Consider the following 23,683-nt stretch of genomic DNA (forward strand, 5'->3'; position numbering starts at 1 on the left):
TACACAGTCCGATACACAGACCGATATCCACAAGAGGAAGGCCCGCCCATGTGCCAGCTCCCCATGACCCGCCGCGAATGGCTCAAGCTCGCGTCGATGTTCACCGTCGCGGGCGCCGCGCCGCTGCTTGGCGCTGCCAGCGCGCGCGCGGCCACCGAAGCCGACGCGCCGCTGCGCATCGGCTATCTGCCGATCACCGACGCCGCGCCGTTGCTCGTCGCGCACAACAACGGCTATTTCGAGCAAGCGGGCCTGAACGTCGAAAAGCCCACGCTCCTGCGTAGCTGGGCGCAACTGGTGGAGGCCTTTCTGTCCGGTCAGATCAATGTCGTTCACCTGCTCGCGCCGATGACGATCTGGGCACGCTACGGCAGCCATGCGAGCGCGAAAGTCGTCGCGTGGAACCACGTGAACGGATCCGCGCTCACGGTCGCCCCCGAGATCGACAAGCTGACGGACCTCGGCGGCAAGACCGTGGCCGTGCCGTTCTGGTATTCGATTCACAACGTCGTGCTTCAGGACATGCTGCGCACGCAGGGCCTCGCGCCGGTGCTCAGCCAGGACGGCGCGCTCAAGCCGAACGAAGTCAGACTCGTCGTCATGGCGCCTTCGGACATGCCGCCCGCGCTGGCGGCGAAGCAGATCGCGGGCTTCATCGTCGCCGAGCCGTTCAACGCCGCCGCGGAAGCGCTCAAGGTCGGCAAGGTGCTGCGTTTCACCGGCGACGTATGGCGCGACCACGCGTGCTGCGTGGTCTTCATGCACGAGCGCGACCTGAACGGGCGACCCGCGTGGTCGCAGAAAGTCGTCGACGGGATCGTCAAGGCGCAGGCGTGGACGCGCGCGCATCCTCAGGAAGCGGCGCAACTGCTCTCGAAGAGCGGCCCGAACCGCTATACGCCGCACCCGGCCGGCATTCTGCAAAACGTGCTCGCGCCCTCGCCCGCCGACGAAGGCCGCTATCTGGCCGACCGCGCCATTGTGCACGCCGACTGGCACGAGAAGCGCATCGACTTCCAGCCGTACCCGTACCCCGCCTATACCGAGGAACTCGTGCGGCGGCTCAAGACGACGCAGTTGCAGGGCAACGGGCAGTTCCTCGCGGCGCTCGACCCGGCCTTCGTCGCGCGCGATCTCGTCGACGACCGTTTCGTGAAGAAGAGCATCGAGGCCGTCGGCGGCATGAAGACTTTCGGGCTGCCGGACACCTACGCGCGCACGGAGACCATCGTTGTCTAGCCTCAGCGAACACTCGGGCGCGCCAGACGGCGTAAGCGGCGGCCAGGTCGTCGATGCACTCGCCGACGCCGGGCGCGCGCGGCGGCGCGCGACACGCTGGCTGCTCGGCATGGCCGGACTCGCGGCGATCGTGCTCGCGTGGTGGATCGGCGTGGCGCTGGCGTCGCGTCATAGCGCACTGGCGGCGCAGTTCGGGCCGTTGGCGGCGTGGCGCACGTTTCCCGAACTCGTCTCCGAGGACCGGCTGTTCACGCATATCGGCGCGAGTCTGCGCAGGATCGGCGTGGGCCTCGCGTGGGCGATGCTGTTCGGCGTGCCGCTCGGCTTTCTGATCGGCCGCTTCAAGACGCTCGAAACCGCGCTGTCGCCCGCGCTCCAATTGCTGCGCATGATTTCGCCGCTCGCGTGGATGCCGATCGCCGTGATGTCGCTTGGCGTCGGCGACCCGCCGGTGTATTTCCTGCTGACCTTCGCGGCCGTGTGGCCCATCGTCATCAGCACGGCGGCCGGCGTGCAGCAGATCGACGCGCGCTGGGTCCAGCTTGGCGAAAGTCTCGCCGCAACGCGCGCCGAAATGCTCTGGCACATCTACGTGCCCGGCATCGCGGCGCACGTGCTGACCGGCGTGCGCCTCGCCATTGGCATTCTGTGGATCGTGCTGGTGCCCGCGGAAATGCTCGGTGTGAATTCCGGGCTGGGTTTTCTGATTCTCGATTGCCGCGACCGGCTCGCGTACGCTGAGCTGATGGCGGTCGTGCTGGTGATCGGCGCGCTGGGTTTTCTGCTTGATACGGCCGCGCGCGTCGTCTATCAGCGATTTGGGACGGTGCGCGAGCGCGAGTGAACACGGCGGCGAGCGCGTTCTTCGCTCAGGCCGCCCACGCACGCTTCGTCTGCGTGGCGCAGGAAGCGCCTTCGCCGGGCGCGCGGGCCATCGTCGTCAAGCGTGCGCGCGCTGCATGGCTTCTCGCCCTGATCCGACCCGCTGGCCTCACCGCCCCATCGCGCCGCGCGCCCTATTCCCGTCAGCGTGAATTGCGAAGCAGAAATACTTTTAAGCCGGCCGTTGACCATTGCGAGCACGGGCCACCATCATCACTGGATGGTGCACACAGCACAGCACGTGCGCACGCCCCGCATAGGCCACACGATGACTCGCAACCGGCAACTCCACCTCGGCGCGTTCATGCGCCCCGTCAGCCTCCACACCGGCGCATGGCGCTTCCCCGGCGCGTGGCCCGACGCCAATTTCAACTTCGCGCATCTGAAGCATTGCGTTCAACTGCTGGAGAAAGCGCGCTTCGACGCGTTTTTCATGGCGGATCACCTCGCCGTGCTGAACATGCCGATCGACGCGCTCAAGCGCAGTCACACGGCCACCTCGTTCGAGCCGTTCACGCTGCTCTCGGCGCTGGCTGCCGTCACCGAGCGCATCGGCCTGGTGGCGACCGCCTCGACCACCTTCGAAGAGCCGTGGCACATCGCGCGCCGCTTTGCCTCGCTCGACCATCTCAGCAACGGCCGCGCAGGCTGGAATCTGGTCACCACGTCGAATCCCGAGGCCGCGCGCAATTTCGGCCGCGACACCCACATGGAACACGACGAGCGTTACCGGCGCGCGCTCGAATTCCACGCGGTCGTCACCGGCCTATGGGATAGCTGGGCCGATGACGCCTTCGTGCGCGAAGTCGACACGGGTTTGTACTTCGACCCCGCGAAGCTGCATGTTCTCGATCATCGCGGCGACTATTTTTCCGTGCGCGGGCCGCTCAACATCGCGCGTCCCGTGCAGGGCTGGCCCGTGGTCGTACAAGCCGGCTCTTCCGAGGCCGGGATGCAGGTGGCTGCGCAGACCGCCGATGCGGTGTTTACCGCGCAGCCCACGCTCGCCGCCGGTCAGCGCTTTTATGCGAATCTTAAAAGCCGGCTCGAACACTTTGGCCGCACGCGCGACGATCTGAAGATCCTGCCCGGCGTCTTCGTGGTCGTGGGCGAGACGCGCGAAGAAGCTGCGGCGCAACGCGCGCGGCTCGATACGTTCGTGCACTACGACAGCGGCATTGCCTCGCTGTCGATCGCGCTCGGTCATGACGTCTCTGGCTACGATCCCGACGGCCCCCTGCCCGAGATTCCCGAATCCAATGCGAGCCGCAGCGCGCGCCAGCGCGTCGTTGACTGGGCACGCGAGGAAAAGCTCACGATCCGCGAACTGGCGCAGCGGGTGGGTGGCTACTCAGGGCTGGAGATGGTGGGCACGGCGCGAGATATCGCGGACCAGATGGAACAATGGCTCGTCGAAGAAGGCAGCGACGGCTTCAATATCATGTTCCCCTGGCTGCCCGCGGGCGTGGAGGATTTTGTCGGCAAGGTGGTGCCGGAGTTGCAGCGACGCGGTATTTTCCGGCGTGAATATACGGGGACGACGCTGCGCGACCATCTGGGCCTGCGGCGGCCGCTCAACCGCTTCTTCGTTTGATTGCCGGATGGTCGGCCCGGCGCGGGAAGGCCGGGCGCGCGGCTCGCAAGAGTTAAGCGTCGGACCTATTCGAGCGGGATTTCCGGCACAAAGGGAAAAAGAAGCGGCGTGAAGCTGGAGTGAAAGTAGCCGTGGCTCGCATAGAGCGCGGCGCGCTCGGCCTGCTCGTGGGCATCGGGACGCTCTGACTCGATTTCGACACGATCGCGGGTAAAGAAACGGCGCAGGCGGGGGAAGATGAGATTCGACATGAAAAAGTCCTCGCGTAAGGCATACGATCAAATCTAGTTAGCGTTTCCCGATCGGCCAAACAAGCATTTCTACGATGCTTCTTCGTATTCGACATAGAAGCCGCTTTTGCCGCCTGTCCAGCGTATTGCCGCGTTATCACGTCTTCATATATACGTAGTCCGAATCGCTATTAGGCAACGCACACGCCCCTTCCTATACTGCCCGCTTCGCCAGATACGGACCCTGCGGGCGGCACGGCCCCGAGACACGAAACATGCGTTTTATTCCCGATCGCAAGCCTTCGCTCCCAGCCGATGGCGCGCCGACATCTTCGCGCCGTCGACGGCTGCTCGGGAGCGCCGCGCTCTCTGCACTTGCCGCCTCGCACGCGCGCGCCGCGACCGCCACGCCAGCGCAACTGCTCGATCCGCTCGCCGTGCCGCCGTGGACCCGCACGCCGGGCGCGCCGATTCTCGAACACCCTTATGGGCTTCCCTCCTCGTTCGAGTCGCATGTCGTGCGCCGCGCCGCGCGCCAGTGGCCCATGCCAGGCGCCGCTTCGTCGCTCACGCCGCTCGCCGACCTGCACGGGACGCTGACGCCGAATGGACTCGTCTACGAGCGCCACCATGGCGGGGTGCCCGACATCGATCCCGACGTGCATCGCCTCGCGGTTCACGGCCTCGTGGCCGAGCCGAAACTCTTCACAATGGACGATCTGCTGCGCCTGCCCTCGGAATCGCGGGTTCATTTCATGGAATGCTCGGGCAACACCGCCAGCGAATGGAAGGGCTCGAGCGGGCTGCCGCTGCAACTTACGCACGGTTTGCTGTCATGTTGCGAATGGACCGGTGTACGGCTTTCGACACTTCTCGAAGCGGTCGGCGGCAGCACGCGGCCCGCATCGGGCGCGCCGCCGCGCTGGATACTCGCCGAAGGGGCCGATGCCGCCGCGATGACCCGCTCGCTGCCGCTCGATGCGATTCTCGACCGGGCGCTGGTGGTGTACGCGCAGAACGGCGAGCGGCTGCGACCTGAGAACGGCTACCCGCTGCGGCTCATCGTGCCCGGCTATGAAGGCAACACGCACGTGAAATGGCTGCGACGCCTCAAGGTGGTCGATGGTCCGCTCGAAACCCGCGAGGAGACGTCGAAATACACGGGGCTGCTGCCCGATGGCCGCGCCCGTCAGTTCGCGTTCGAAATGGATGCGAAGTCGGTCATCACCCGCCCGTCGCCGGGCCAACGGCTGACGCGGCCCGGCTACTATCCGATCGTCGGCCTGGCGTGGTCCGGACGCGGTTCGATCCGCACCGTCGAGATCTCGACTGATGGCGGCGCGAACTGGCAGACCGCGCGACTTGAAGCCCCCATACGGGACCGGGCGCTGACGCGCTTCACCTTCGACTGGGCATGGCAAGGCAAGCCGGCTACGCTGCTTTCGCGCGCCACCGACTCCACAGGCTACGTCCAGCCCACGCGCGAAGCGCTCGTGGCCGCACGCGGTCTGAATTCCTACTACCACTACAACGGGATTCAATCGTGGCGGATCGGCACGGACGGGAGCGTGAGCAATGCGTAAGGCGCGCGGCCTCGTTGTCCTCACAACCACCTTGCTCGCCTGCGCCTGCACGCCTGGCGTCACGACGCAAACAGCCGCTGTGTCGCGCATGGCGAGCGAGGTCGGCACGCCGCTGGGCGCATCGGCCATCGCGCCCTGGGACATCGACGTGGCTCCGGACGGACGCGGCCTGCCGCCCGGTAGTGGCGACGTCAAGACGGGCGCCCTGGTCTTCGCGCAAAAGTGCGCAGCCTGCCATGGCGCCCAGGGCCAGGGGTTGATCGGCGATCCGCTGGTGGGCGGAAGCGGCACGCTCCAGAGCGCCGCGCCCAGGCGCACGGTCGGCAGCTATTGGCCTTTTGCGACCACGCTGTTCGACTACATCCGCCGCGCGATGCCCTACAACGCGCCGCAGTCGTTGAGCGCCGACGAGGTGTACGCCGTGAGCGCCTGGATCCTTAACCGGAATGGGATCGTGCCGGACGATGCGCGGCTCGATGCGCGTACGCTCGCCGCCATCCGCATGCCGAATCGCGATGGGTTCGTGCCCGATCCACGGCCCGGCAAACTGTAGACTGTGCCGTTGGAGACCTTTGCCGCGTACGCCGGGCGTTCGCACACGCAAGCCTGCTGGTGGCGGGGTCTATTGCTGTCGGCCGCCGGCGTGGCGCTGCCAGCACGAACGATTATTCAAACCCTGAAGGTATGCCTATGCAGTCGTTGTCGTCGGCGCCAGCTCACGAATTTTCCGGCGTTCAGTTCGTTCTGACCGACATGGACGAGACGTTGACCTATCGGGGCCGTCTCGCGGCGGCCACCTATGACGCTCTTGAGCGGTTGCAGGCGGCCGGTATTCGCGTCATCCCCGTCACCGCGGCTCCCGCCGGATGGTGTGACCAGATGGCCCGTATGTGGCCGGTGGACGGCGTCATCGCCGAAAATGGCGGCATCTTCATGCGGCGCGAGGCCGGCGGCCATGGCGTCGAGCGGTCATGGTGGGTTGGAGCGGAAGGCGTGACGTCGATGCAATCGCAACTCGCGTCGATCGCGAAGCGTGTCGAGGCCGCCGTGCCCGAAGCCCATGCCGCGGACGACCAGGCGTTCCGCCTTTCCAGCCTCGCGTGGCAACGCACCGGTACCGCGCGCGACGAGCAGATCGTCGCGGCGCTAAGAGCCGCCGGTGCCGACGCAACCGTCAACAACCTATGGGTGCTGGGCTGGCTCGGCGGCTACGACAAGTTGTCGATGTCGCTGCGGGTGCTTTCCGGAACGTTCGGCGTCACGCCGGGGACGGCAACGGAGGTGGTCGCCTATTCTGGCGACTCGACCAACGATGCGCCGATGTTCAGCTATTTCAGGCACACGGTTGGGGTCAGCACGGTCGTCGATTATCTGCCGCAACTCCCCGTCGCGCCCCGGTGGATTACCAAAGGTCCGGGCGGTGCGGGTTTTGTCGAGTTCGCCAATGCGATCCTGCGCGCACGAAGCCCATGATTTGAACGAGGCGTCAGCCGGCCGAGCGCCTCGACCGCATCCGGTTGTCCGCCAGGAGTGGCTGCTGTGCTCATCGATTGAAGTCGCAAGCGGCATTCGCATCTAGCCAGCACTTGCATTTTTTCGCTCGGGCAAGCAAATTGCTGTTGCAGAGCGCGGCCACGCAATTCCCCATTCCGGCCGCCTCAACACAGGGAGAATCCGTAATGAAAAAGCTGCTTCTGATCGCCGCTACGACACTTGTTTCGCTCGCCGCCATTCAACCGGCTTTCGCCTACGATCATCACAACTGCCATAAGGTGAAGGTGCACCATCATTGGGAGACGCGCTGCCATCACTGACGCGCGAGCGGCGGGGTTCTGAGCGCAGGCCGGGCGTTTTTGCCCGCTTTTGCTATATGATCCCGGTTTGATTTTTCGGAAGATTGCCCCGTGCAGATCCTCGTCGACGCCGACGCTTGTCCGTCCGTCATCAAAGACATGTTGTTTCGGGCCGCGCGTCGCGTCGAGATCTGCGTCACGCTGGTTGCCAATCAATATCTGCGCACCCCGCCGTCGCCGTTCATCAAGGCCATCCAGGTTCCGGCGGGCTTCGACGTCGCCGACAACCGCATTGTCGAGATGGCCGAATCCGGCGATCTCGTCATCACCGCGGATATCCCGCTTGCCTCAGCCGTGCTGGACAAGGGCGCGCATGCGCTCGATCCGCGCGGCAACTGGTTCACGCCGGACACCATCAAGGAGCGCCTGACGATGCGCGACGTGATGGATCAATTGCGCAGCACCGGCATTGAAACAGGCGGTCCCGCGCCTTTTTCCACACGCGACAGTAATACCTTTGCCAGCCAGCTCGATCGATTCCTGGCTCGCCACGGCAATTCGCCTCGCAAAACGCCGTAGTTTTTCGAATTACTTTTCGAATTACACCTCGCCGAGTTCCGCCGCGACCGGCACGTTGCCCGATACGCTCATCGCGCGGGGCTGGAGCATCAGCGCCACCAGCGCCGTCCAGCCCGTCTGATGCGAAGCGCCGATGCCTCGCCCGTTATCGCCATGAAAATACTCGTGAAATAGCACGAGATCGCGGCAACGCGGGTCGGCCTGCAATTGCGGGTACGCACCCATCACCGGGCGCTCGTTCTTGCCGTCCAGCAAAAATAGCGTCGTCACGCGCCGCGCGAGTTCATCGGCGATCTGCGCGAGCGACAGCTTTTTGCCCGAGCCCGTCGGATATTCAACGAGAAAATCGTCGCCATAATAGCGGTGGAATTCGTATAACGATTCGATCAGCAGATAATTGACCGGCATCCAGATCGGCCCGCGCCAGTTCGAATTGCCGCCGAACACGCGCGAATCCGATTCCCCTGGCAGATATTGCACGCCGAATTTGCAGCCGTTGTGGCGATACACGAACGGCTCGTCCAGATGCGAGCGTGACAGCGCGCGCACGCCATGGGCGGACAGGAATTCGCTTTCATCCAGCACGCGCTTGAGGAGCGCCTTCATGCGATGCCCGCGCAACAGCGACAGCAGCAGCGAATTGCCCTTGCCTGGCTGATTCCAGCGCGACACCAGCCGCGCCAGATCGGGCCGGTGTTCAAGAAACCAGACCAGCCGATCACGCAATCCGGGCAGGCCGCCATGCACCTGCTCTTCCAGCACGCGCACCGCAAAGAACGGGATCAGGCCGACGATCGAGCGCATGCGCAGCGGCTCGCTGGTGCCGTCGGGCAGCCGCAGTTTGTCGTAGAAGAACTCGTCGATGCTATCCCACAGGCCCGTATCGCAGCCATCGTCGCAACTCACCGCGCCCGCGATGTACAGGAAGTGCTCGAAGAACTTCACGCCGATATCGACGAAGACATGATTGTCGAACGCGAGTTCGAGCGCGATACGCATCAGATCCAGCGCATACGCGGCCATCCATGCAGTGCCGTCGGCCTGATCGAGACGCCCGCCCGTCGGCAGCGGCGACGACCGGTCGAAGATGCCCACGTTATCGAGGCCGAGAAAACCGCCCTGAAAAATATTGTGGCCGTCCGCGTCCTTGCGGTTGACCCACCAGGAAAAATTCAGCAGCAGCTTGTGGAAGACGCGCTCAAGAAACTCGCGGTCGCCGTGACCGGTAATCGCGCGGTCGATCTCATAGACGCGCCATGCGGCCCACGCATGCACCGGCGGATTCGCATCGCCAAATGCCCATTCGTAGGCGGGAAGCTGGCCGTTCGGGTGCTGGTAGCGGTCCTTGACGAGCAGCAGCATCTGCTTCTTCGCGAACATCGGGTCGATCAGCGCAAACGCGACCGCCTGGAACGCGAGGTCCCAGGAGGCGTACCACGGGTATTCCCATTTGTCCGGCATCGACAGAATGTCCGCGTTGCACAGATGCTGCCAGTCCGCATTGCGCCCGCGCCGGCGGCTTGCGGGCGGCGTGGGCTGCAACGGATCGCCTTCCAGCCAGCGATGCACGTCGTACTCGTAGTACTGCTTCGACCACAGCAGGCCCGCAAGCGCCTGACGCTGCACGAGGCGCGCGTCGGCGCTTTCGGTATCGCGCTGAAGCGCGTCATAGAATGCGTCGGTTTCGGCGATGCGGTGCGCGAAGAGCGCGTCGATATCGAGCGGCACATCCTCTTTCGGCGCGGACACGGGCCGCCAGCGAAACGTAACGACCGCGCGTGCGTGCGCCGCGAGTTCGAAATGCACGCGCGCGGCCGCCTTCGTGCCGGCGTCGCGGCGGATCGCCGCTTCGTTGCCGTGCACGATGTACTCGTTGAAGCCGTCCTTGAACGGTCCCGCGCCGTCCATGCCGAACAGGCGCTGCACGTTGGTATCGTTCTCGCAGAACAGCCACTCGACGCTCATCGCATCCTTCGATGCGGCCGTCACGATCAGCGGCTCGTGCCGGTCGCCGCGCGCGAACACATGATCGCCTTCTGCCGATGAAGCGAGCGTGAGCGACGGCTTGCCGCCTGTCGGCTTCCAGGACCACGTATTACGGGCCCAGATCTGCGGCAGCACGTCGATCGACGCATGCCGTCCCGCGCGGTTTTCCACCGTGACGCGCATCACGACGTCTTCGGGCGTGTGCTTCGCATATTCGATATGGATATCGAAATAATTTTCGTCGTCGAATACACCGGTGTCGAGAATCTCGTATTCGGGCACGGATGTACCGCGCCGCGCGTTCTCGTCGATCAGATCCTGATACGGAAACGCCGCTTGCGGATACTTGTAGAGCATGCGCATGTACGAATGCGTGGGCGTGCCGTCGAGGTAGAAGTACAGCTCCTTCACGTCCTCGCCGTGATTGCCCTGCTCGTTCGTGAGGCCGAACAGACGCTCCTTCAGGATCGGATCGCGGCCGTTCCACAACGCCAGCGCGACACACCAGCCAAGCCGCTCGTCGGCGAAACCAGCCAGGCCGTCCTCGCCCCAGCGATAGGCGCGCATGCGCGCGTGATCGTGCGGAAAGTAGTCCCATGCGGTGCCGTGCTCGCTGTAATCCTCGCGCACCGTCCCCCACTGGCGCTCGCTCAGGTACGGTCCCCAGCGCTGCCAGCGGGCATAGTCGCTCGAATAGAGGCGTTGGCCCTCGGCAGTGAGGTCGAGACCGGCGGCGCGCTGCAGCATGGGCATCCCCTTCTCATGGGTCGGCGCGAGAGGCGCGCCGGGATGCTCATGCTAGCGCGGTTTGCTGATCGCCGGGCTAGCCCGGCTCGCCGAGCCGCTTGAGGATGCGCAGCAATTCGCCGAGCGACCACGCCTGGAATGGCGTGCCGCCCGGATGGTGCGGCGCGTCGCCATCGGCGACTTCGCTGAGGTGATCGAGTCCGGCACGATCGAGATGCGCGAGCAGCGGCGCGACGAAGCGCCTGTGCGCGCTCGCACGCTGCGCCGCGTCATCGCCATGCACACGCAACCAGGCGTCCACGAAGGGGCCGAGCAGCCACGGCCAGACGGTGCCCTGGTGATACGCGCCATCGCGCTCCAGCACGCCGCCGGCATAGCGCCCGCGATAGCCGGGGTCGGAGGGCGCGAGCGTGCGCAAACCCATCGGCGTGAGCAGATGCGTTTCGACCTGCGCGACGACTGCGCGCGCCGTGTCGCCTTCGAGCAGCGCAAACGGCAAACCGCCGACCGCGAAAATCTGATTGGGCCGGATCGAGCGATCGAGCTTGCCGTCGATATGATCGGCGTCGATGACATCGAACAGCGCACCCGTCGCGGGATCGACGAAACGCTGCGCAAATGCCGCGCTCGCGCGCGCCTCCAGTTCGCGCCAGCGCGTGTCCCATGCGCCTGCAATGCGCAACGCGTTGATCCACAGCGCCTGAATTTCCACCGGCTTGCCGATGCGCGGCGTGACGACCCAGTCGCCCGCCTTCGCGTCCATCCACGTGAGTTGCACGCCGGGCACGCCCGCGCGCAGCAGTCCATCGCGCTCATCGGCGGCGATACGATAGCGCGTGCCGCGCGCGTAGCCGTCGAGAATCGCGTCCACCGCGCCTTGCAACACAAACCGCGTTTGCGCAGGCACATTCGCCGCCGCGAAAAAATCGTGCACCGCCACGACGAACCATAGCGACGCATCGACCGAGTTGTATTCGGGCACGCCGCCCGCATCGGGGAAGCGATTCGGCAGCATGCCTTCGGAGACCGTGGCGGCCCATTCGAGCAGGATTGCGCCCGCATCCTCGCGATCCTGCGTTTCTTTACCGGGCAGCAGGCCGCGCATGGCGATGAAGGTGTCGCGCCCCCAATCGGTGAACCACGGGTAGCCCGCGACGATCGTGCGGCCATCGCCGCGCGCCGCCACGTAGGCGTCGGCCGAGCCTCGCAGCCGCGTGCCGCGCGAGGCACGGCGCAAGGCCTCCAGACCCGCCAGGCGCCGCGCGCGGTCCGCCGCGCTTTCGGCAGGATCAGCCGCACGAGGGCCGGTCTGCGCTCGCAGCAGCAGCACGGCGTCGCCTTTGTCGAGGTCGAACGAGAATACACCGGGCGTCGCGAGATCCTCGATGCAGTCGAGACCCCGTTCCTCTTCGCGCGAATAGTAAAAGTGGCGATACCAGTCCGGCGCGTGCGTATAGCCGCCGTTGGATTGCGCGACGATCGCGGGCAGATCGCCGTAGGGTTGCCAGCGCACCCGCTCGCCGTCGGTTTGCGCGCCGAAGGCGAAGGCCGGGTTCTCGTGATGGAGCGCGTGATAGTCGCGGCCCGATAGCAGCGGGCGGACTTTGAGCGTGAATGTTGTGGCTTCGGAGCGGGCTTCAGAGGGTGCTTCAAGACGCCAGCGCAGCACGGTTTCGCGGCTCGCTTTGGCAACGAACACCTCGGCGACGAGCGCCGCGCCATCGTTCAGCGCGTAGCGCCAGGTCGGCCACGGCGATGTGTCGAAACTCGCGATGCGATTCGACGTATCGGGAGAAAGCAGATCGGGCGCATAGCGCTGCATGGTGAGCGCTATCTTGCCGCCACCGTGTTCAAGCCACGCTTCGATGCCATTGACCAGCACCACGCGGCCCGTGGGCGGTCGGGTCGCCGCCAGCAGCAGCGCGTGATAGCGGCGCGTGCGCGCGGTGCCGACGGTGCCTGAGGCGAATCCGCCCTCGCCATCGGCTTCGAGCCATTCGGCGTCCAGGCGCTCTGCATCGAAGGGAGGGACAAGACGCGTCATCGGGTGGCCTCGCGGCGGAGGTTGGCGGATGACGCCGAGTGTAATGGAAGCCACCCTGGAAGCGCTCGCGCGGCGGGCGCGTCCTGGGCTTCTCTACTTCTGAAACGAATTACTGGCCGATGCCGAGCAATTCGATTTCGAACGTGAGCACGCTGTTGGGCGGAATCGGGCCAACCGCGCGGTCGCCGTAAGCGGTGTCCGCCGGGCAGGTCAGCTTCGCCTTGCCGCCGACCTTCATTTTCTGCACGCCTTGCGTCCAGCACGGGATCACGCGGTTGAGCGGGAAGCTCGCCGGGCCGCCATGTTTGGCCGAGGCATCGAATTCCGTGCCGTCCGCCAGCGTGCCGCGATAGTTCACGCGCACGACGTCTTGTGCCGCCGGCGACGGGCCGGTGCCTTGCTTGAGCGTTTCGACGACGACGCCCGAGGGCAGCTTCTCGACGGGATTGGCGGCGAAGGCGCTCGATGCGACAGTCGCAGCGGCGATCAAGGCAATCAGGGATTTCATGCGAGGTCCTCGTTGAATAGAGCGCCGATTATATCGGGAGCCTCCTCTGGCCCCGCAACTGCGTGGCGGCGAACCGTCAGCACTTCGATCCGGCGCGATTCGACGCATTCGACGCGATTCGACGTTTCGCGCAGGATTGGCGACAATGCTCCCCGCCCACGTCTGTCAAACGCCTGAACCCTGGAAAGCACGATGAAACGACTCTTACACCGCCTCCTGATCGCGGGATTTTCGGCCTGCGCATTCGCGACGCTCGCTCATGCGCAGCTCAGCGCGCCCGGCCCGTTCAACACGCCCGCAGGCACCCTGCAGTTCGTGCGAGACGACCACGATTTCGTGGCCATGCTCGACCGCGACGTCATCGATCGTTTCGACGCGAAAACGCTCACGCATTTCGACGAAACCGGCGCCCAGGGCGACACGGTCTCGCGCGTGCTGGTGCAAAGCGCTTACGGCCCGGTGCTGTACGACCTGCGCCGCCAGCCGCCGCTCGTGCAACACGTGCGCACCGCCATGACCGTCAAGCGCGTGTTCTGGCAACCCGACGAAGTCGTGATGCAAGGCCCCGAGGGCTGGTTCCGCTTCAGGAACGGCACGCTCACCAAACTGACGTCGTCGAAGATGACGTATCACTAAAGCTTCACGTCGAGGCGGGCGGTGCGCCGCTCGCCTGTAGCAACGCTTCGCTTACCTCCTCCGAAAACCGCATCGGCCGCCCTTCGATCAGCACGCGCTCAGGATGCGCGGGGTCGCATTCGATCGTCGGCAAGCCGTGGGCCACCAGCGCACGTGCGCACGCGGGCCAGTCGGGCTGCGCGAACCCCGCCGGCTCGTTGACGCTCGCCCATGACAGCGTGCCGAGCGCGTCACTGCCGTAGCCGTGCGGCTCGCGCCAGTTCGCGCCGTGTTCGAGCAGGAAGGCCGTCAAGGCGGCGTCGCCGCGAAATACGGCGTGGTTGAGCGCCGAGGCGTCCCAGTCGCCGCCGCGCGCATCGATGGGCCAGCCCAGTTCGACCATGAGCCGGACCGCATCGTCCGATCCCCAGGCAGCGGCATCGGGCAAAAGACGTAGGGGGTCGCCCGTAAGCGTGCGCGGCAATTCCGGACGCCGCGCCTGGACGCGCCGGGCTTCGCGGGCGTCGGCGCGGGCGCACGCGGCCACGAAGCGGTCCTCATCACTCAAGGCGTCGTGCGCTCCGGCGGCGCGCAGGCGTTCGGCCACATCGACCAGACCGGTGCGCATCGCGAGCCGCCAGGCGCTCACGCCCGTTGCGGTCTGCGCGTGGGGATCGGCGCCCGCTTTCAGCAAGGCATCGATATGGCGAACGGAGCGGCGCACCGCGATCGCTCGCAACAGCGGCGCGCCCCATGTTTTCGTCGGCCCGTCGCCCGCGGGCTCGTTCGGATCGCCGCCGTGCGCGAGCAGCAATTCAAGCGCCGTCGAGTCCGGCATATCGAGCGCACGGCGCAGCGCATTCGTGCCGCTCACGCGCGCGCCGTGATCGAGCAGCAGGCGCGTGCAGGCCGGGTTCTCCAGCGAGTGATACAGCGATTCGCCATCGTTAGGATTCGCGCCCGCCGCCAGCAGCATCGCCGTGAGCGCCGGATCGCGATTGACGCCCGCCGCGCCATACAAGGCGCTGAGCGGCCCGTTTTCGTCGGGCGCGGCGAGCGAGGCAGGCGGATAACGGTTGCCGATGTGCTGATCCGGATCGGCGCCTGCATCGAGCAGCCATCTCGCGCAATCGCGCAAGCGTCCGGCGTACTCCGGTATCTGCCCCAGGCGCGAATGCGTGACGGCGACGAGCGGCACGAGCGCAAGCGGACCGTCCACGCGGTTGACCCAGGCGGAATCGGCGTCGATAGCCCGCTGCACGGCTTCGAGATGCCCCGCCGCGCAAGCCACCCAGACATCGGCGAAAACCAGTTCCGGATGCGCTAGCAGAAGCTGGGCCGCGACCCGCGGACGCGCCGCGTCGTAGTTGCCGGTCACGTCGCCGCCATAGGCCAGATCGAGCCAGCGGCGCACGAGCGTGGACTGCGCTTGCCGGGCCACGGCGTCCGCCTCCACGAAGGCGTTGAGATCCGCCCACGAACTGAAGCCATATTCGCGCGCGATGCAGGACTGTGCATCGTGCAGGCGCAGTTGCAGCGCGATCACCTCGGCAGCGGTGCGATGGGCGGCGGCGGGAAGCGACTGGATCAAGCGCGCGAGCGCCTGCGGGTCGCCGTCGCGATACAGGCGCAAGAGTTCCTTGGCCTGCTTTTTCAGATGATCGGGATGAGCCCTGGGAGGCAAGGTTTGCATGACATCCTCGTGCAGTCGTGCCGAAGGTCCGCAATACCGGCAGCACAAAGGATGGAGAAATCCGGGCCTGATGGCGACAGGTGGGTTCAACCCTTTCCGCGGACCCGGAAGCGGCCTGCACCGCTCTGAGGCAGATCGTATGGGACGGCCGGCGACGCCGTCAAGCTTGCCTGAAGCCGGGAGCGGACATAAATCCGGCGCATAAACCGTATATACTGTTTCATTGTTTTACATTCGAGAATCCAGTATGACCACCGAAATCGCCCGCAAGCCCACGAAGAAAGCGTTTTACTTCCCGACGTCGGGGGATGTGAAAAGAGCGCAGCGTAAGGCCGCGGCGAAAGCCGAAGCCGCAGAAGCCGCCAACGTCGCGATCGAGCCCGACGCGCAGGCAGACGACGTTGCATCGACGAAAACCGCGAAAGCCGTGAAGGCCGTGAAGGCGACGAAAAAGGCAGCAAAGTCGACGAAAGCAACGCGCGCGCAGCAAACCGCCGTTAAGGCGAAAGCCAAAAACGCGAAGAAAGAGAAGGTCATTCGCGACAGCTTCACGATGCCGAAGGCCGATCATGAGCGCATCGCCGTGCTCAAGCGCAAGTGCCTCGACGCGGGCATCACCGTCAAGAAGAGCGAGCTGCTGCGCGCCGGCATCCAGTTGCTGGACGCGGCTTCGTCGAAGCGCCTGCTGGCTGCCATCTCGGCGCTCGAAACCGTCAAGACCGGACGTCCGGCCAAGGGCGAATAAGGCTCTGGGTCATTGCCGCGCGCGGCCGCAATGACCCGAACGCTGCGCAATCGCCAGCGTCACATGGTGCTAAACGAACTGCACCAACCGCCTGCGGCCACCCGCTTGCCGCTGAACAGCAAACAATCGCCCCATTTGTCGTCCGTGCCCGCCTGAAACAGCGAGCAGCTGCGGCAATCCTGGCCCGGCTTGTAGGTGGGGAATTGCTTCGGGTCCACGGTCGTGGCGACCGCCTTGTAACCCACGCGGCGTGCCTGCTCGTCGGATTCGGCAAGTGTTGGCTCATCGGCCAGGACTTCGGGGGCGAGCGCCAGCGAAGTGGCGGAACACAGGCTCAAAACCAGAAACTTTCGACGCGAAGTATTCATCGTGGAGGAGACACTTTTTGTATGAGTGGGGTTCCGGTGCGATTCGCTCAAATGAACGGCCACACCGCCCCGTAGTGTCTCAGGCTGCTTGATTTCATGCAGCGTGGCGAACTAGCCCGTCGCGCCCGCTCCGTACAGATCGCTGTCGTCGCCTCGGGCGGCTTCCCGGGCGTAAAGCGTCAGCACGCGGCCGACATCGCGCACGAACTCTTCCATCGCCGCGATGCATTCGGGGTCGTCCGGGGCGTAGTCCTCGGGGTTCCTTTTGCCCTGGGCGCGCCGGATCGCACGGATGCTGGCCTCAAGAGCACGTGCCTCGGCCCAGACCGGGTCGTTATCGGGAAGTTTGGGTTGTTCGTGCGTCATGCCTGGATTTTCGGCAGACGGCGAACAAACTTTAGGAAGGTGGCCTCGGGTTCCCGGCGACGTCTGCGACCCTCATTTCGGGCCGGAACGAAACCGGCTACGCATCGGCATTCAGGCCCAGCCGCACGCGGGACAGCCCTTGAGCGCATCCATGCCACGGCGTTGCGCGCCGTCGTCAGCGCGTTATACGTCCGCGCCCCCCATAGCGCTCATCCTTGCGCCACCGCCAGGCGTATCGTTTTCTCGCCTCCCGCCATGCGCTCGACGTGCTCGCCGAGCTTCCGCGCATACCAGTTCGTGAAATTGGTCAGCATGAATTCCGAGGGCGCGTAGGGTCCCGGCGTATAGGCTTTCGAACTCACGCCGCGCTGGTTATGCGCCACGAGCGTCGCGTCCTGCGCGTTGGTGGCGCGCCAGACATCGATGAGCGTATCGATGTGGTAATCAACGCCTTCCACCGCGTCTTCATGCACGAGCCAGGTGGTCTTCAGCGCAGTCTGCGTCGCCGATATCGGCAGCACGCGAAAGTGAATGATGTGGTCCGACAGGAAGTGATTCCAGTTGTTCGGAACCCTGAACATTCTCACCGATCCCAGATCGCGCTCGGTGAAGTCGCCGAGCAGCTTGTTGCACGCGGGCCGCCCGTCCGAGGTGAACGACACCGCGCCGCGATGGAACGGCAAGCGGATACAGCGGAATTCCGTGCCGCCGTCGGCCGGCTGATGCGGCAGGCCAAGGCTATCCCACAGCGCCGTCTTTTCCTGCATCAGCAACTGGAAATCGCGGTTCGCGCGTGGATCGTCGGGCAACGCGAATTCGATCAGCGTGGCCAGCAGCTCCGGATGACTGCCGATGCAGTGATAGCACTCGCGATTGTTTTCGATCACGAGCTTCCAGTTGGCGTCTTCAATAATCGTCATCGAAAACGCCACCCTGGTGCGCTCCGGATGATGCGGCGCGATGTACGGCGTCACCGCCGCCTTGAAGCGCGCGATATCGGGCGGCGTATCGGCGATGCAGATATAGACCATGCCGCAGATCACTTCGACGTGCACGGGGCGCAGGCCGTGCTCGCCGCGATCGAAATCCGCGGGCATCTGACGCGCGCTCTTGAGCGAACCGTCGAGTTCATAGACCCACTGGTGATACGGACACACGAGCCGCTTCGCGTGCCCCGACTCTTCGGTACAAATCACGGAACCGCGATGACGGCAGGTGTTGAAGAACGCGCCGACTTCACCATGCTTGCCGCGCAGCACGACCACCGGAGTTTCGCCGATCGCAAACGTGATGTAATCGCCTTCGCGCGGAATCTCCGCCACATTGCAGGCGAACAGCCATTCGTTCGAGAACACCGCGTCGATATCGAGTTCGTGAAACGCGGCGTCGGTGTAAAAGGGGCGTTCGAGGCTGTAGCCTTCGCGGCGCGCGGCAAGCAGGCTGCGCAGATGGGCGGGATCGATCACGTTTCGGTTCCTTTTTCCGTTTCCTTGTTATTCGGATTCAAACAAGGGTTCAGGCGCGCGAGTGTCGCCGGGCGCGAATGAGCCAATCGCCGCAGCCTCGCCGAGTCCGGCCAACGCGAAAGCTTCCGCGAGAAATTCCACGCACGCCTTGACCTTCGCCGATTGCGCGAGCCGTTCGGGAAACACGGCCCAGACATTGGCGGGCTGCGTGACGTCGGGCAGCACGCGCACGAGCCGCCCGTCGTCCAGTAACGGCTGCACGTCCCAGATCGAGCGCAGCACGATGCCGCGCCCGGCCAGCGCCCATTGCACGGCGGCCTCGCCGTGATTGGTCGAGAGCGGTCCCGTCACCTTCACGCAGACCGGTTCGCCGCCCGCATCGAGACGCCACACGCCGAACGGGTGATCGCGCTCCTTGATCGCGAGACAGGCGTGCGATTCGAGATCGGCAATCGTGCGCGGCGCGCCATGCAGCGCGAGATAGGCGGGCGAGGCGCATAGCACGCGATAGTTGGCGGCAAGACGTTTCGCGATCAGATGACCCGCGATCTCGTCGCCGATACGCACGTCAAGATCGAAGCCCTCGCCCGCCACGTCCACCACGCGATCGAACAGATCGAGCCGCACGTTCAGTTGCGGATAGCGCTCCGACATCGTTGCCAGTGCGGGCGCGACGAACTTGCGCCCGAAGCCGAAGCTGCTCGACACGCGCAGCGTGCCGCGCGCAATGCGCTGCGTGCTCGACACGTCTTCGACCAGTTGGTCCACGTCGTCGAGGATCTTCTCGGCCCATGTCAGCACGCGCTCGCCCGCCGCCGTGATCGCCACGCGGCGCGTCGAGCGATGCAGCAAGCGCGTGCCGAGGCATGCCTCTAGCACGCCCACGCGCTTGCTCACATAAGCCGCCGACGCGCCCAGCGCTTCTGCCGCGCCGCTGAAGCTCGACTTGCGCGCGACCGTGCAGAACACGCGCAAGTCGTCCAGTTCTGGAGTGCCAGGCAGATTGAGCATCAGAACGAATGGCGCATGCCGATACGCACATCGGCCTGGGTCGTGGTGGTCGACGGCGTGAAGCTATAGCCGATCACCGCATCGACGCCTTGCGACGCCTTGAGCCAGTCGCCGGAGAGGTACACGTCCGTGCGCTTCGAGAGCAGATAGTGCACGCCCGCCGACAACTGGTTCCAGTGATGCGCATCGAAGTGCGTGTACTGGTAGCCGCCCACGAGACTCAAAGCGGGCGTGACCTGCCAGTTCGCGCCGCCTTCGCCTACCTGCATGTGCTGGCTTTCGCCCAACGCCTTGATCTGCGTATAGGTGAAGTCGCCCATCAGCGTGACGTTGCCGATCGCGTAACTCGCGCCCACGCCGAACGCGCCCTGTTTGTCCACGGGGAACGGCGTATTCGCGTAGAGATCGTTGATGGCGCCCGTGCCAGGATCGACGCTCACGGTCGGCTGCCCGAAGAACGAGTGCACGCCGATCATCGCGTAAGGATCGAACGCGTAAATGCCCGACGGGTTGTTCAACTGCGTATAAGCCGTGCCCATCGAAAACGCGCCGCGCTGATACTGCGCGCCCACGCTCCACGCGCTGCCGTTGTGGAAGCTGCCCGGCGTATTGCTGAACGAATACATGCCGCCGAACTGAAATCCGCCGAACGTGTTCGACATGAACTTCACCGCATTGGGCAGATGGTCGCCGTTCATGCGGTCGAAGTCGCCCTGGTTGATGGCGTAGCCGCTCGCCCACGCAGAGACGTTGTACAGATAGACCATCTCCTCGGTCATGTCGATCTGGTTGCCCAAGGTCAGCGTGCCCCAGTCGTTCTTCAGGCCCACGAAGGCGGCGCGGCCAAACAGCGAGCCGCCGTTCGAGATCTGGCCGTTGCCCACGTGAAAGCCGCTCTCCAGCTCGAACACGGCCTTCAGGCCGCCGCCCAGGTCTTCGGTGCCCTTGATGCCCCAGCGGTTCGCATACGAAATGCCGTCGTCGAACTTCACCTGATGCGCGCCGCCCGCATTGCTCACATAGGTGACGCCCGCATCGAGCACGCCGTAGAACGTCACGCTGCTTTGCGCGCTCGCCGCAACGGGTAGTGCAGCAAGCGTCAGCACGGCCGCATACAGTGCGCTCATGCGCAGAGTCTTCATCGAATTCATGTCGCGATGTTTGTCAGTGTTGTCGTTGTTATCGTGCTGGATCAGTTCAGGCCGCGATCGGCTTCGCGCACGAGCCGGCGTTCCTGTTCGATGTCGAGCGAGCGGCAGGTCCACAGATAGACCAACGCGGCCACGGGCAGACCCACGAGCATCGCCACGTCGGTGCCGCCCAACATGCGGGCGACCGGGCCGGTGTATATATCCGTCTTGAAGAACGGGATCATCGCGGCGAAACCCACCGCATAGGCCGTCAGGCCACGCCAGTTCCAGCGTCCGTAAATGCCGCGCGGGTTGAAGATCTCGCGTACCGAGTAGTGCGAATGGCGCACCACGAAGAAGTCGATCAGGTTGATGGCGGTCCACGGCGTGAACAGATAGCCCAGAATGCCGAGGAAGTCGCCGAACTTGCCCATGAAGTTATCCGACGCCGAGAACGCCAGCGACGTCGCCACCAGCGCCACGACAATCAGGCTCGCGATGCGCTTGCTCGCGTTCGACTTGAGCGGCTTGAACGAATCCGTGATGCTCAGGAGCGTGAGCGAAGCGCCGTAGAAGTTCAGTCCGGTGATTGCGAGCAGACCCAGCAACGCGAGCAGCAGCGTGACCGTGCCGAAGCCCGGGAAAATCAGGTCGCCGGCGCGCTGGACCGCATCCGAAATCTCGATCTGCGCATTGAGCGCGGCAGCGGCGGTGCCCACCAGCATCATCCACACGCCGCCGATCAGCGCGCCCAGGAACGTCCACCAGAACGTTGCGCGTACACCTGTATTGGGCGGCAGGTATCGAGAGTAGTCCGAAACGTAGATCGACCAGGAAAGCTGGTAAGCCGCCGCCGAAAAAAGCTGCACGAGAAACGGCGTGGCCTTGAAGCCCGCGAAGCTCAGTTGCGCGGCCGGGAACGGCATCTTCACGCACATGCCCACGCTGAAGATCGTCAGTGCGATGAGCAGCGCGAAGGCGAGCCAGCGCTGCGCCTTGTGAATCAGGTCATAGCCGAACACCGCGAGCCCCACCGCCAGCACGGTGAAGACGATATAGCTCAGATGCGGCTCGGTGCCCAGCAGATGATGCGCGGTCTGTCCCGCCATCAGCTGATTGAACGAGTTGTAGCCGATATACGTGACCAGCGCGACCACCCACACGAGCAGCGCACCCATATAGCCGAACTGCGGGCGCGACTGGATCATCTGCGGCAGGCCCAGTTGCGGCCCCTGGCTCGAATGGAACGCCATGAAGAAGGTGCCCAGCACATTGCCGAGCACGATGGCGATCGCGCTCCACAACAGATTGCCGCCCATGCTGATGCCGATCGCACCCGCCGCGATGGTCGCCAGATTCGCGTCGCCCGTGAACCAGACCGGCCACAGGTGCCACGCCTTGCCTTTGCGTTCGGCGAGCGGGACGTAATCGATCGAGCGCGATTCGATCCGTGATTTGGCGCGCGACGGCTCGCCGGCCAGCGCTTCGGCCATTGCCTCTTGTGTCATGTCTCCTCCAGTTGTGGGGTGGCGCGGTCGGCTCCGCGTCAAGCGAAGCCGTCCCGCGCGCCGCGCGAGGCTGCGGAAAGCTTTTCCGGTTCCGGCCACGTCGCGGTTATCCTATGGTTAACTACAAACCATTGGTTAACAATAGTACGCATCCTGGAGGAAGGAGACGCACTATCGCATCCTCCTATTGACGACCTTCACGAAATCGATTTGCTTTGCGGCTACTCAAACGCTACGGATATTTAACAGTAAGAATACGCGGTACGCATAGAGACGGAACAGGTTTCACGGCCTTTCATGGCCTTTTCGCGAGGCTCGCCGGATCGGAGAGGGATAACCCTGATCCCCCTGCGATGGAATATCTCTTATCCTTTAGTTAACCTATAGTTTTGTTGTAACCATCAGTTAATTTCCTAGCACGCTCTCTCACTGCGGCGGACCCCATGACCTATCTCCCGATCGAATTCCACAAGCAACCCGACCTGCCGAAGCTGCCGGCTGACTTCTGCGCCAATCCTGACCTCGCCTGGACCATCCCGGCGAGCTACTACACCGCCGAGTCGGTCTACAAGGCGGAAGAAAAGCGCATCTTCGAGGACACCTGGATCTGCGTCGCGCACCGCAGCGAACTGGCGGAAGCCAACGCTTACGTGACGCGGGAAATCGTCGGCGAGAGCATCCTGCTCGTGCGCGGCAAGGACAAGGTGCTGCGCGCGTTCTATAACGTCTGCCCGCACCGTGGCCATCAACTGCTCGAAGGCAGCGGCAAGGCCAAGAACGTCATCACCTGCCCGTACCACGCGTGGGCGTTCAAGCTCGACGGCGCGCTCGCGCACGCCAATAACTGCGACCACGTCCAGTCGTTCGACAAGGACAACTCGACGCTCGTGCCGGTGCGCGTGGAGGAATACGCGGGCTTCGTGTTCATCAACCTGAACCCGAATGCGGACAACGTGGAAGCCCAATTGCCCGGCCTCGAAGCGAGCCTGCGCAACGCCTGCCCCGTGATCGACGACCTCAAGCTGGCCGCGCGTTTCGTGACCGAGACGCCCGCCAACTGGAAGTCGATCGTCGATAACTACCTCGAGTGCTATCACTGTGGCCCGGCGCACCCCGGCTTCTCGGATTCGGTCAAGGTCGATCAGTACACGCATACGCTGCACGGCAAATGGACGCTGCAATTCGGGCACGCACAATCGTCGGAGCGCTCGTTCAAGCTCGATCCGTCGATCACGGACCCGAGCTTCCACGGCTACTGGGCCTGGCCGTGCACGATGTTCAACGTGCCGCCGGGCAGCAACTTCATGACGGTCATCTACGAATTCCCGATGAGCGCCGAAGTCACGCTCCAGCACTACGACATCTACTTCCTCAACGACGAGCCGACCGAAGAGCAGCAAAAGCTGATCGAGTGGTATCGCACCGTGTTCCGCCCCGAAGACCTGCGCCTCGTGGAGAGCGTGCAGAAGGGCCTGAAGTCGCGCGGCTATCGCGGCCAGGGCCGCATCATGGTCGATGAAAAGCGCAGCGGCATCAGCGAACACGGCATCGCCCACTTCCACAACCTGCTCGCGCAGCATTACCAGGACTGAGAGC

General features: G+C 64.6%; 22 protein-coding genes and 1 pseudogene. 12 read left to right on the forward strand and 11 right to left on the reverse strand.

Annotation, left to right across the window (positions count from 1 at the left end):
- The first annotated feature begins 48 nt into the window (after window positions 1–48).
- From B0G62_RS17140 to B0G62_RS17150, 4 genes and pseudogenes are all read left to right on the forward strand, one after another.
- Complete coding sequence (locus tag B0G62_RS17140; RefSeq protein ID WP_103705400.1) at window positions 49–1,239, forward strand: ABC transporter substrate-binding protein; 1,191 nt, start codon at window positions 49–51, stop codon at window positions 1,237–1,239.
- Window positions 1,232–2,083: an ABC transporter permease gene (locus B0G62_RS17145; protein ID WP_407671184.1), complete on the forward strand. Its 852-nt coding sequence runs from the start codon at window positions 1,232–1,234 to the stop codon at window positions 2,081–2,083. The genes B0G62_RS17140 and B0G62_RS17145 overlap by 8 nt, the downstream gene beginning before the upstream one ends.
- Window positions 2,084–2,103: 20 nt before the next feature.
- A pseudogene (locus B0G62_RS32730) lies at window positions 2,104–2,211 on the forward strand (aliphatic sulfonate ABC transporter substrate-binding protein); the annotation flags it as partial.
- 178 nt (window positions 2,212–2,389) lie between these two features.
- Window positions 2,390–3,715 carry an LLM class flavin-dependent oxidoreductase gene (locus tag B0G62_RS17150; protein WP_103705442.1) on the forward strand — a complete coding sequence of 442 codons (1,326 nt, stop codon included), beginning with the start codon at window positions 2,390–2,392 and terminating at the stop codon, window positions 3,713–3,715.
- Window positions 3,716–3,780: 65 nt separating this feature from the next.
- Here B0G62_RS17150 and B0G62_RS17155 read toward each other — a convergent pair whose 3' ends face one another.
- Entirely contained in the window at window positions 3,781–3,966 is a 186-nt protein-coding gene (locus B0G62_RS17155) for a hypothetical protein (RefSeq protein ID WP_103705401.1), read from the reverse strand.
- A 254-nt stretch (window positions 3,967–4,220) separates the two neighbouring features.
- Here B0G62_RS17155 and soxC point away from each other — a divergent pair, with 254 nt between their 5' ends.
- The 5 genes from soxC (at window position 4,221) to B0G62_RS17175 (ending at window position 7,900) form a co-directional block, all read left to right on the forward strand.
- On the forward strand, window positions 4,221–5,528 hold the full coding sequence (gene soxC, locus B0G62_RS17160) for a sulfite dehydrogenase (protein WP_103705402.1): 1,308 nt from the start codon (window positions 4,221–4,223) through the stop codon (window positions 5,526–5,528).
- On the forward strand, window positions 5,521–6,081 hold the full coding sequence (locus B0G62_RS17165) for a c-type cytochrome (RefSeq protein WP_103705403.1): 561 nt from the start codon (window positions 5,521–5,523) through the stop codon (window positions 6,079–6,081). The genes soxC and B0G62_RS17165 overlap by 8 nt, the downstream gene beginning before the upstream one ends.
- 137 nt (window positions 6,082–6,218) lie before the next feature.
- Entirely contained in the window at window positions 6,219–7,001 is a 783-nt protein-coding gene (locus B0G62_RS17170) for an HAD-IIB family hydrolase (RefSeq protein ID WP_103705404.1), read from the forward strand.
- 206 nt (window positions 7,002–7,207) lie between these two features.
- Complete coding sequence (locus B0G62_RS32500) at window positions 7,208–7,342, forward strand: hypothetical protein (RefSeq protein WP_277397934.1); 135 nt, start codon at window positions 7,208–7,210, stop codon at window positions 7,340–7,342.
- Window positions 7,343–7,432: 90 nt separating this feature from the next.
- Window positions 7,433–7,900 carry a YaiI/YqxD family protein gene (locus B0G62_RS17175; RefSeq protein WP_103705405.1) on the forward strand — a complete coding sequence of 156 codons (468 nt, stop codon included), beginning with the start codon at window positions 7,433–7,435 and terminating at the stop codon, window positions 7,898–7,900.
- A 21-nt stretch (window positions 7,901–7,921) separates the two neighbouring features.
- On the opposite strand, the gene B0G62_RS17180 is transcribed toward B0G62_RS17175, so the two are convergent.
- The 3 genes from B0G62_RS17180 to B0G62_RS17190 form a co-directional block, all read right to left on the reverse strand.
- The gene (locus B0G62_RS17180; protein ID WP_103705406.1) at window positions 7,922–10,639 is read right to left on the reverse strand and encodes an MGH1-like glycoside hydrolase domain-containing protein; all 2,718 of its coding nucleotides are present in this window, start codon (window positions 10,637–10,639) and stop codon (window positions 7,922–7,924) included.
- A 70-nt stretch (window positions 10,640–10,709) separates the two neighbouring features.
- Entirely contained in the window at window positions 10,710–12,677 is a 1,968-nt protein-coding gene (locus tag B0G62_RS17185) for an amylo-alpha-1,6-glucosidase (RefSeq protein WP_103705407.1), read from the reverse strand.
- A 109-nt stretch (window positions 12,678–12,786) separates the two neighbouring features.
- Complete coding sequence (locus B0G62_RS17190; RefSeq protein ID WP_103705408.1) at window positions 12,787–13,185, reverse strand: FKBP-type peptidyl-prolyl cis-trans isomerase; 399 nt, start codon at window positions 13,183–13,185, stop codon at window positions 12,787–12,789.
- 192 nt (window positions 13,186–13,377) lie between these two features.
- Between B0G62_RS17190 and B0G62_RS17195 the strand changes: the two genes are divergently transcribed.
- On the forward strand, window positions 13,378–13,821 hold the full coding sequence (locus B0G62_RS17195) for a hypothetical protein (RefSeq protein ID WP_103705409.1): 444 nt from the start codon (window positions 13,378–13,380) through the stop codon (window positions 13,819–13,821).
- 4 nt (window positions 13,822–13,825) lie between these two features.
- Here the strand turns inward: B0G62_RS17195 and B0G62_RS17200 are convergent, their stop codons facing one another.
- Entirely contained in the window at window positions 13,826–15,493 is a 1,668-nt protein-coding gene (locus tag B0G62_RS17200; RefSeq protein ID WP_103705410.1) for an ankyrin repeat domain-containing protein, read from the reverse strand.
- A 247-nt stretch (window positions 15,494–15,740) separates the two neighbouring features.
- Here B0G62_RS17200 and B0G62_RS17205 point away from each other — a divergent pair, with 247 nt between their 5' ends.
- Window positions 15,741–16,238 carry a hypothetical protein gene (locus B0G62_RS17205; RefSeq protein WP_103705411.1) on the forward strand — a complete coding sequence of 166 codons (498 nt, stop codon included), beginning with the start codon at window positions 15,741–15,743 and terminating at the stop codon, window positions 16,236–16,238.
- Between the two features lie 59 nt (window positions 16,239–16,297).
- Here B0G62_RS17205 and B0G62_RS17210 read toward each other — a convergent pair whose 3' ends face one another.
- The 6 genes from B0G62_RS17210 to B0G62_RS17235 all read right to left on the reverse strand — a co-directional run bounded on the left by B0G62_RS17210 (window position 16,298) and on the right by B0G62_RS17235 (window position 22,087).
- Window positions 16,298–16,606 carry a high-potential iron-sulfur protein gene (locus B0G62_RS17210; RefSeq protein WP_103705412.1) on the reverse strand — a complete coding sequence of 103 codons (309 nt, stop codon included), beginning with the start codon at window positions 16,604–16,606 and terminating at the stop codon, window positions 16,298–16,300.
- Window positions 16,607–16,717: 111 nt separating this feature from the next.
- On the reverse strand, window positions 16,718–16,972 hold the full coding sequence (locus B0G62_RS17215; RefSeq protein ID WP_103705413.1) for a hypothetical protein: 255 nt from the start codon (window positions 16,970–16,972) through the stop codon (window positions 16,718–16,720).
- Between the two features lie 209 nt (window positions 16,973–17,181).
- A complete protein-coding gene (locus B0G62_RS17220) occupies window positions 17,182–18,438 on the reverse strand; it encodes an aromatic ring-hydroxylating oxygenase subunit alpha (protein ID WP_208624234.1) in 1,257 nt (418 codons plus the stop codon).
- A 27-nt stretch (window positions 18,439–18,465) separates the two neighbouring features.
- Window positions 18,466–19,449 (reverse strand): LysR family transcriptional regulator, encoded by a 984-nt coding sequence (locus B0G62_RS17225; protein ID WP_103705414.1) that lies wholly within the window; start codon window positions 19,447–19,449, stop codon window positions 18,466–18,468.
- Complete coding sequence (locus tag B0G62_RS17230) at window positions 19,449–20,576, reverse strand: porin (RefSeq protein WP_407671185.1); 1,128 nt, start codon at window positions 20,574–20,576, stop codon at window positions 19,449–19,451. The genes B0G62_RS17225 and B0G62_RS17230 overlap by 1 nt, the downstream gene beginning before the upstream one ends.
- 65 nt (window positions 20,577–20,641) lie before the next feature.
- Complete coding sequence (locus B0G62_RS17235) at window positions 20,642–22,087, reverse strand: purine-cytosine permease family protein (RefSeq protein WP_103705415.1); 1,446 nt, start codon at window positions 22,085–22,087, stop codon at window positions 20,642–20,644.
- A gap of 443 nt (window positions 22,088–22,530) precedes the next feature.
- Between B0G62_RS17235 and B0G62_RS17240 the strand changes: the two genes are divergently transcribed.
- Window positions 22,531–23,679, forward strand: coding sequence for an aromatic ring-hydroxylating oxygenase subunit alpha (locus tag B0G62_RS17240; protein WP_103705416.1), 1,149 nt, complete (start codon window positions 22,531–22,533; stop codon window positions 23,677–23,679).
- Window positions 23,680–23,683: the final 4 nt, after the last annotated feature.

Origin of the sequence: Paraburkholderia eburnea (assembly GCF_002917095.1) — a bacterium.
Lineage (GTDB): Bacteria > Pseudomonadota > Gammaproteobacteria > Burkholderiales > Burkholderiaceae > Paraburkholderia > Paraburkholderia eburnea.

Bases quoted from the DNA above. Each gene is read 5' to 3' on its own strand.
- B0G62_RS17235 (WP_103705415.1), bottom strand. From the start codon at position 22,087: ATGACACAAGAGGCAATGGCCGAAGCGCTGGCCGGCGAGCCGTCGCGC.
- B0G62_RS17155 (WP_103705401.1), bottom strand. From the start codon at position 3,966: ATGTCGAATCTCATCTTCCCCCGCCTGCGCCGTTTCTTTACCCGCGAT.
- B0G62_RS17165 (WP_103705403.1), top strand. From the start codon at position 5,521: ATGCGTAAGGCGCGCGGCCTCGTTGTCCTCACAACCACCTTGCTCGCC.
- B0G62_RS17170 (WP_103705404.1), top strand. From the start codon at position 6,219: ATGCAGTCGTTGTCGTCGGCGCCAGCTCACGAATTTTCCGGCGTTCAG.
- B0G62_RS17230 (WP_407671185.1), bottom strand. From the start codon at position 20,576: ATGAGCGCACTGTATGCGGCCGTGCTGACGCTTGCTGCACTACCCGTT.
- B0G62_RS17225 (WP_103705414.1), bottom strand. From the start codon at position 19,449: ATGCTCAATCTGCCTGGCACTCCAGAACTGGACGACTTGCGCGTGTTC.
- B0G62_RS17180 (WP_103705406.1), bottom strand. From the start codon at position 10,639: ATGCCCATGCTGCAGCGCGCCGCCGGTCTCGACCTCACTGCCGAGGGC.
- B0G62_RS17150 (WP_103705442.1), top strand. From the start codon at position 2,390: ATGACTCGCAACCGGCAACTCCACCTCGGCGCGTTCATGCGCCCCGTC.
- B0G62_RS17190 (WP_103705408.1), bottom strand. From the start codon at position 13,185: ATGAAATCCCTGATTGCCTTGATCGCCGCTGCGACTGTCGCATCGAGC.
- B0G62_RS32500 (WP_277397934.1), top strand. From the start codon at position 7,208: ATGAAAAAGCTGCTTCTGATCGCCGCTACGACACTTGTTTCGCTCGCC.
- B0G62_RS17215 (WP_103705413.1), bottom strand. From the start codon at position 16,972: ATGACGCACGAACAACCCAAACTTCCCGATAACGACCCGGTCTGGGCC.
- B0G62_RS17140 (WP_103705400.1), top strand. From the start codon at position 49: ATGTGCCAGCTCCCCATGACCCGCCGCGAATGGCTCAAGCTCGCGTCG.
- B0G62_RS17205 (WP_103705411.1), top strand. From the start codon at position 15,741: ATGACCACCGAAATCGCCCGCAAGCCCACGAAGAAAGCGTTTTACTTC.
- B0G62_RS17185 (WP_103705407.1), bottom strand. From the start codon at position 12,677: ATGACGCGTCTTGTCCCTCCCTTCGATGCAGAGCGCCTGGACGCCGAA.
- B0G62_RS17195 (WP_103705409.1), top strand. From the start codon at position 13,378: ATGAAACGACTCTTACACCGCCTCCTGATCGCGGGATTTTCGGCCTGC.
- B0G62_RS17210 (WP_103705412.1), bottom strand. From the start codon at position 16,606: ATGAATACTTCGCGTCGAAAGTTTCTGGTTTTGAGCCTGTGTTCCGCC.
- soxC (WP_103705402.1), top strand. From the start codon at position 4,221: ATGCGTTTTATTCCCGATCGCAAGCCTTCGCTCCCAGCCGATGGCGCG.
- B0G62_RS17240 (WP_103705416.1), top strand. From the start codon at position 22,531: ATGACCTATCTCCCGATCGAATTCCACAAGCAACCCGACCTGCCGAAG.
- B0G62_RS17200 (WP_103705410.1), bottom strand. From the start codon at position 15,493: ATGCAAACCTTGCCTCCCAGGGCTCATCCCGATCATCTGAAAAAGCAG.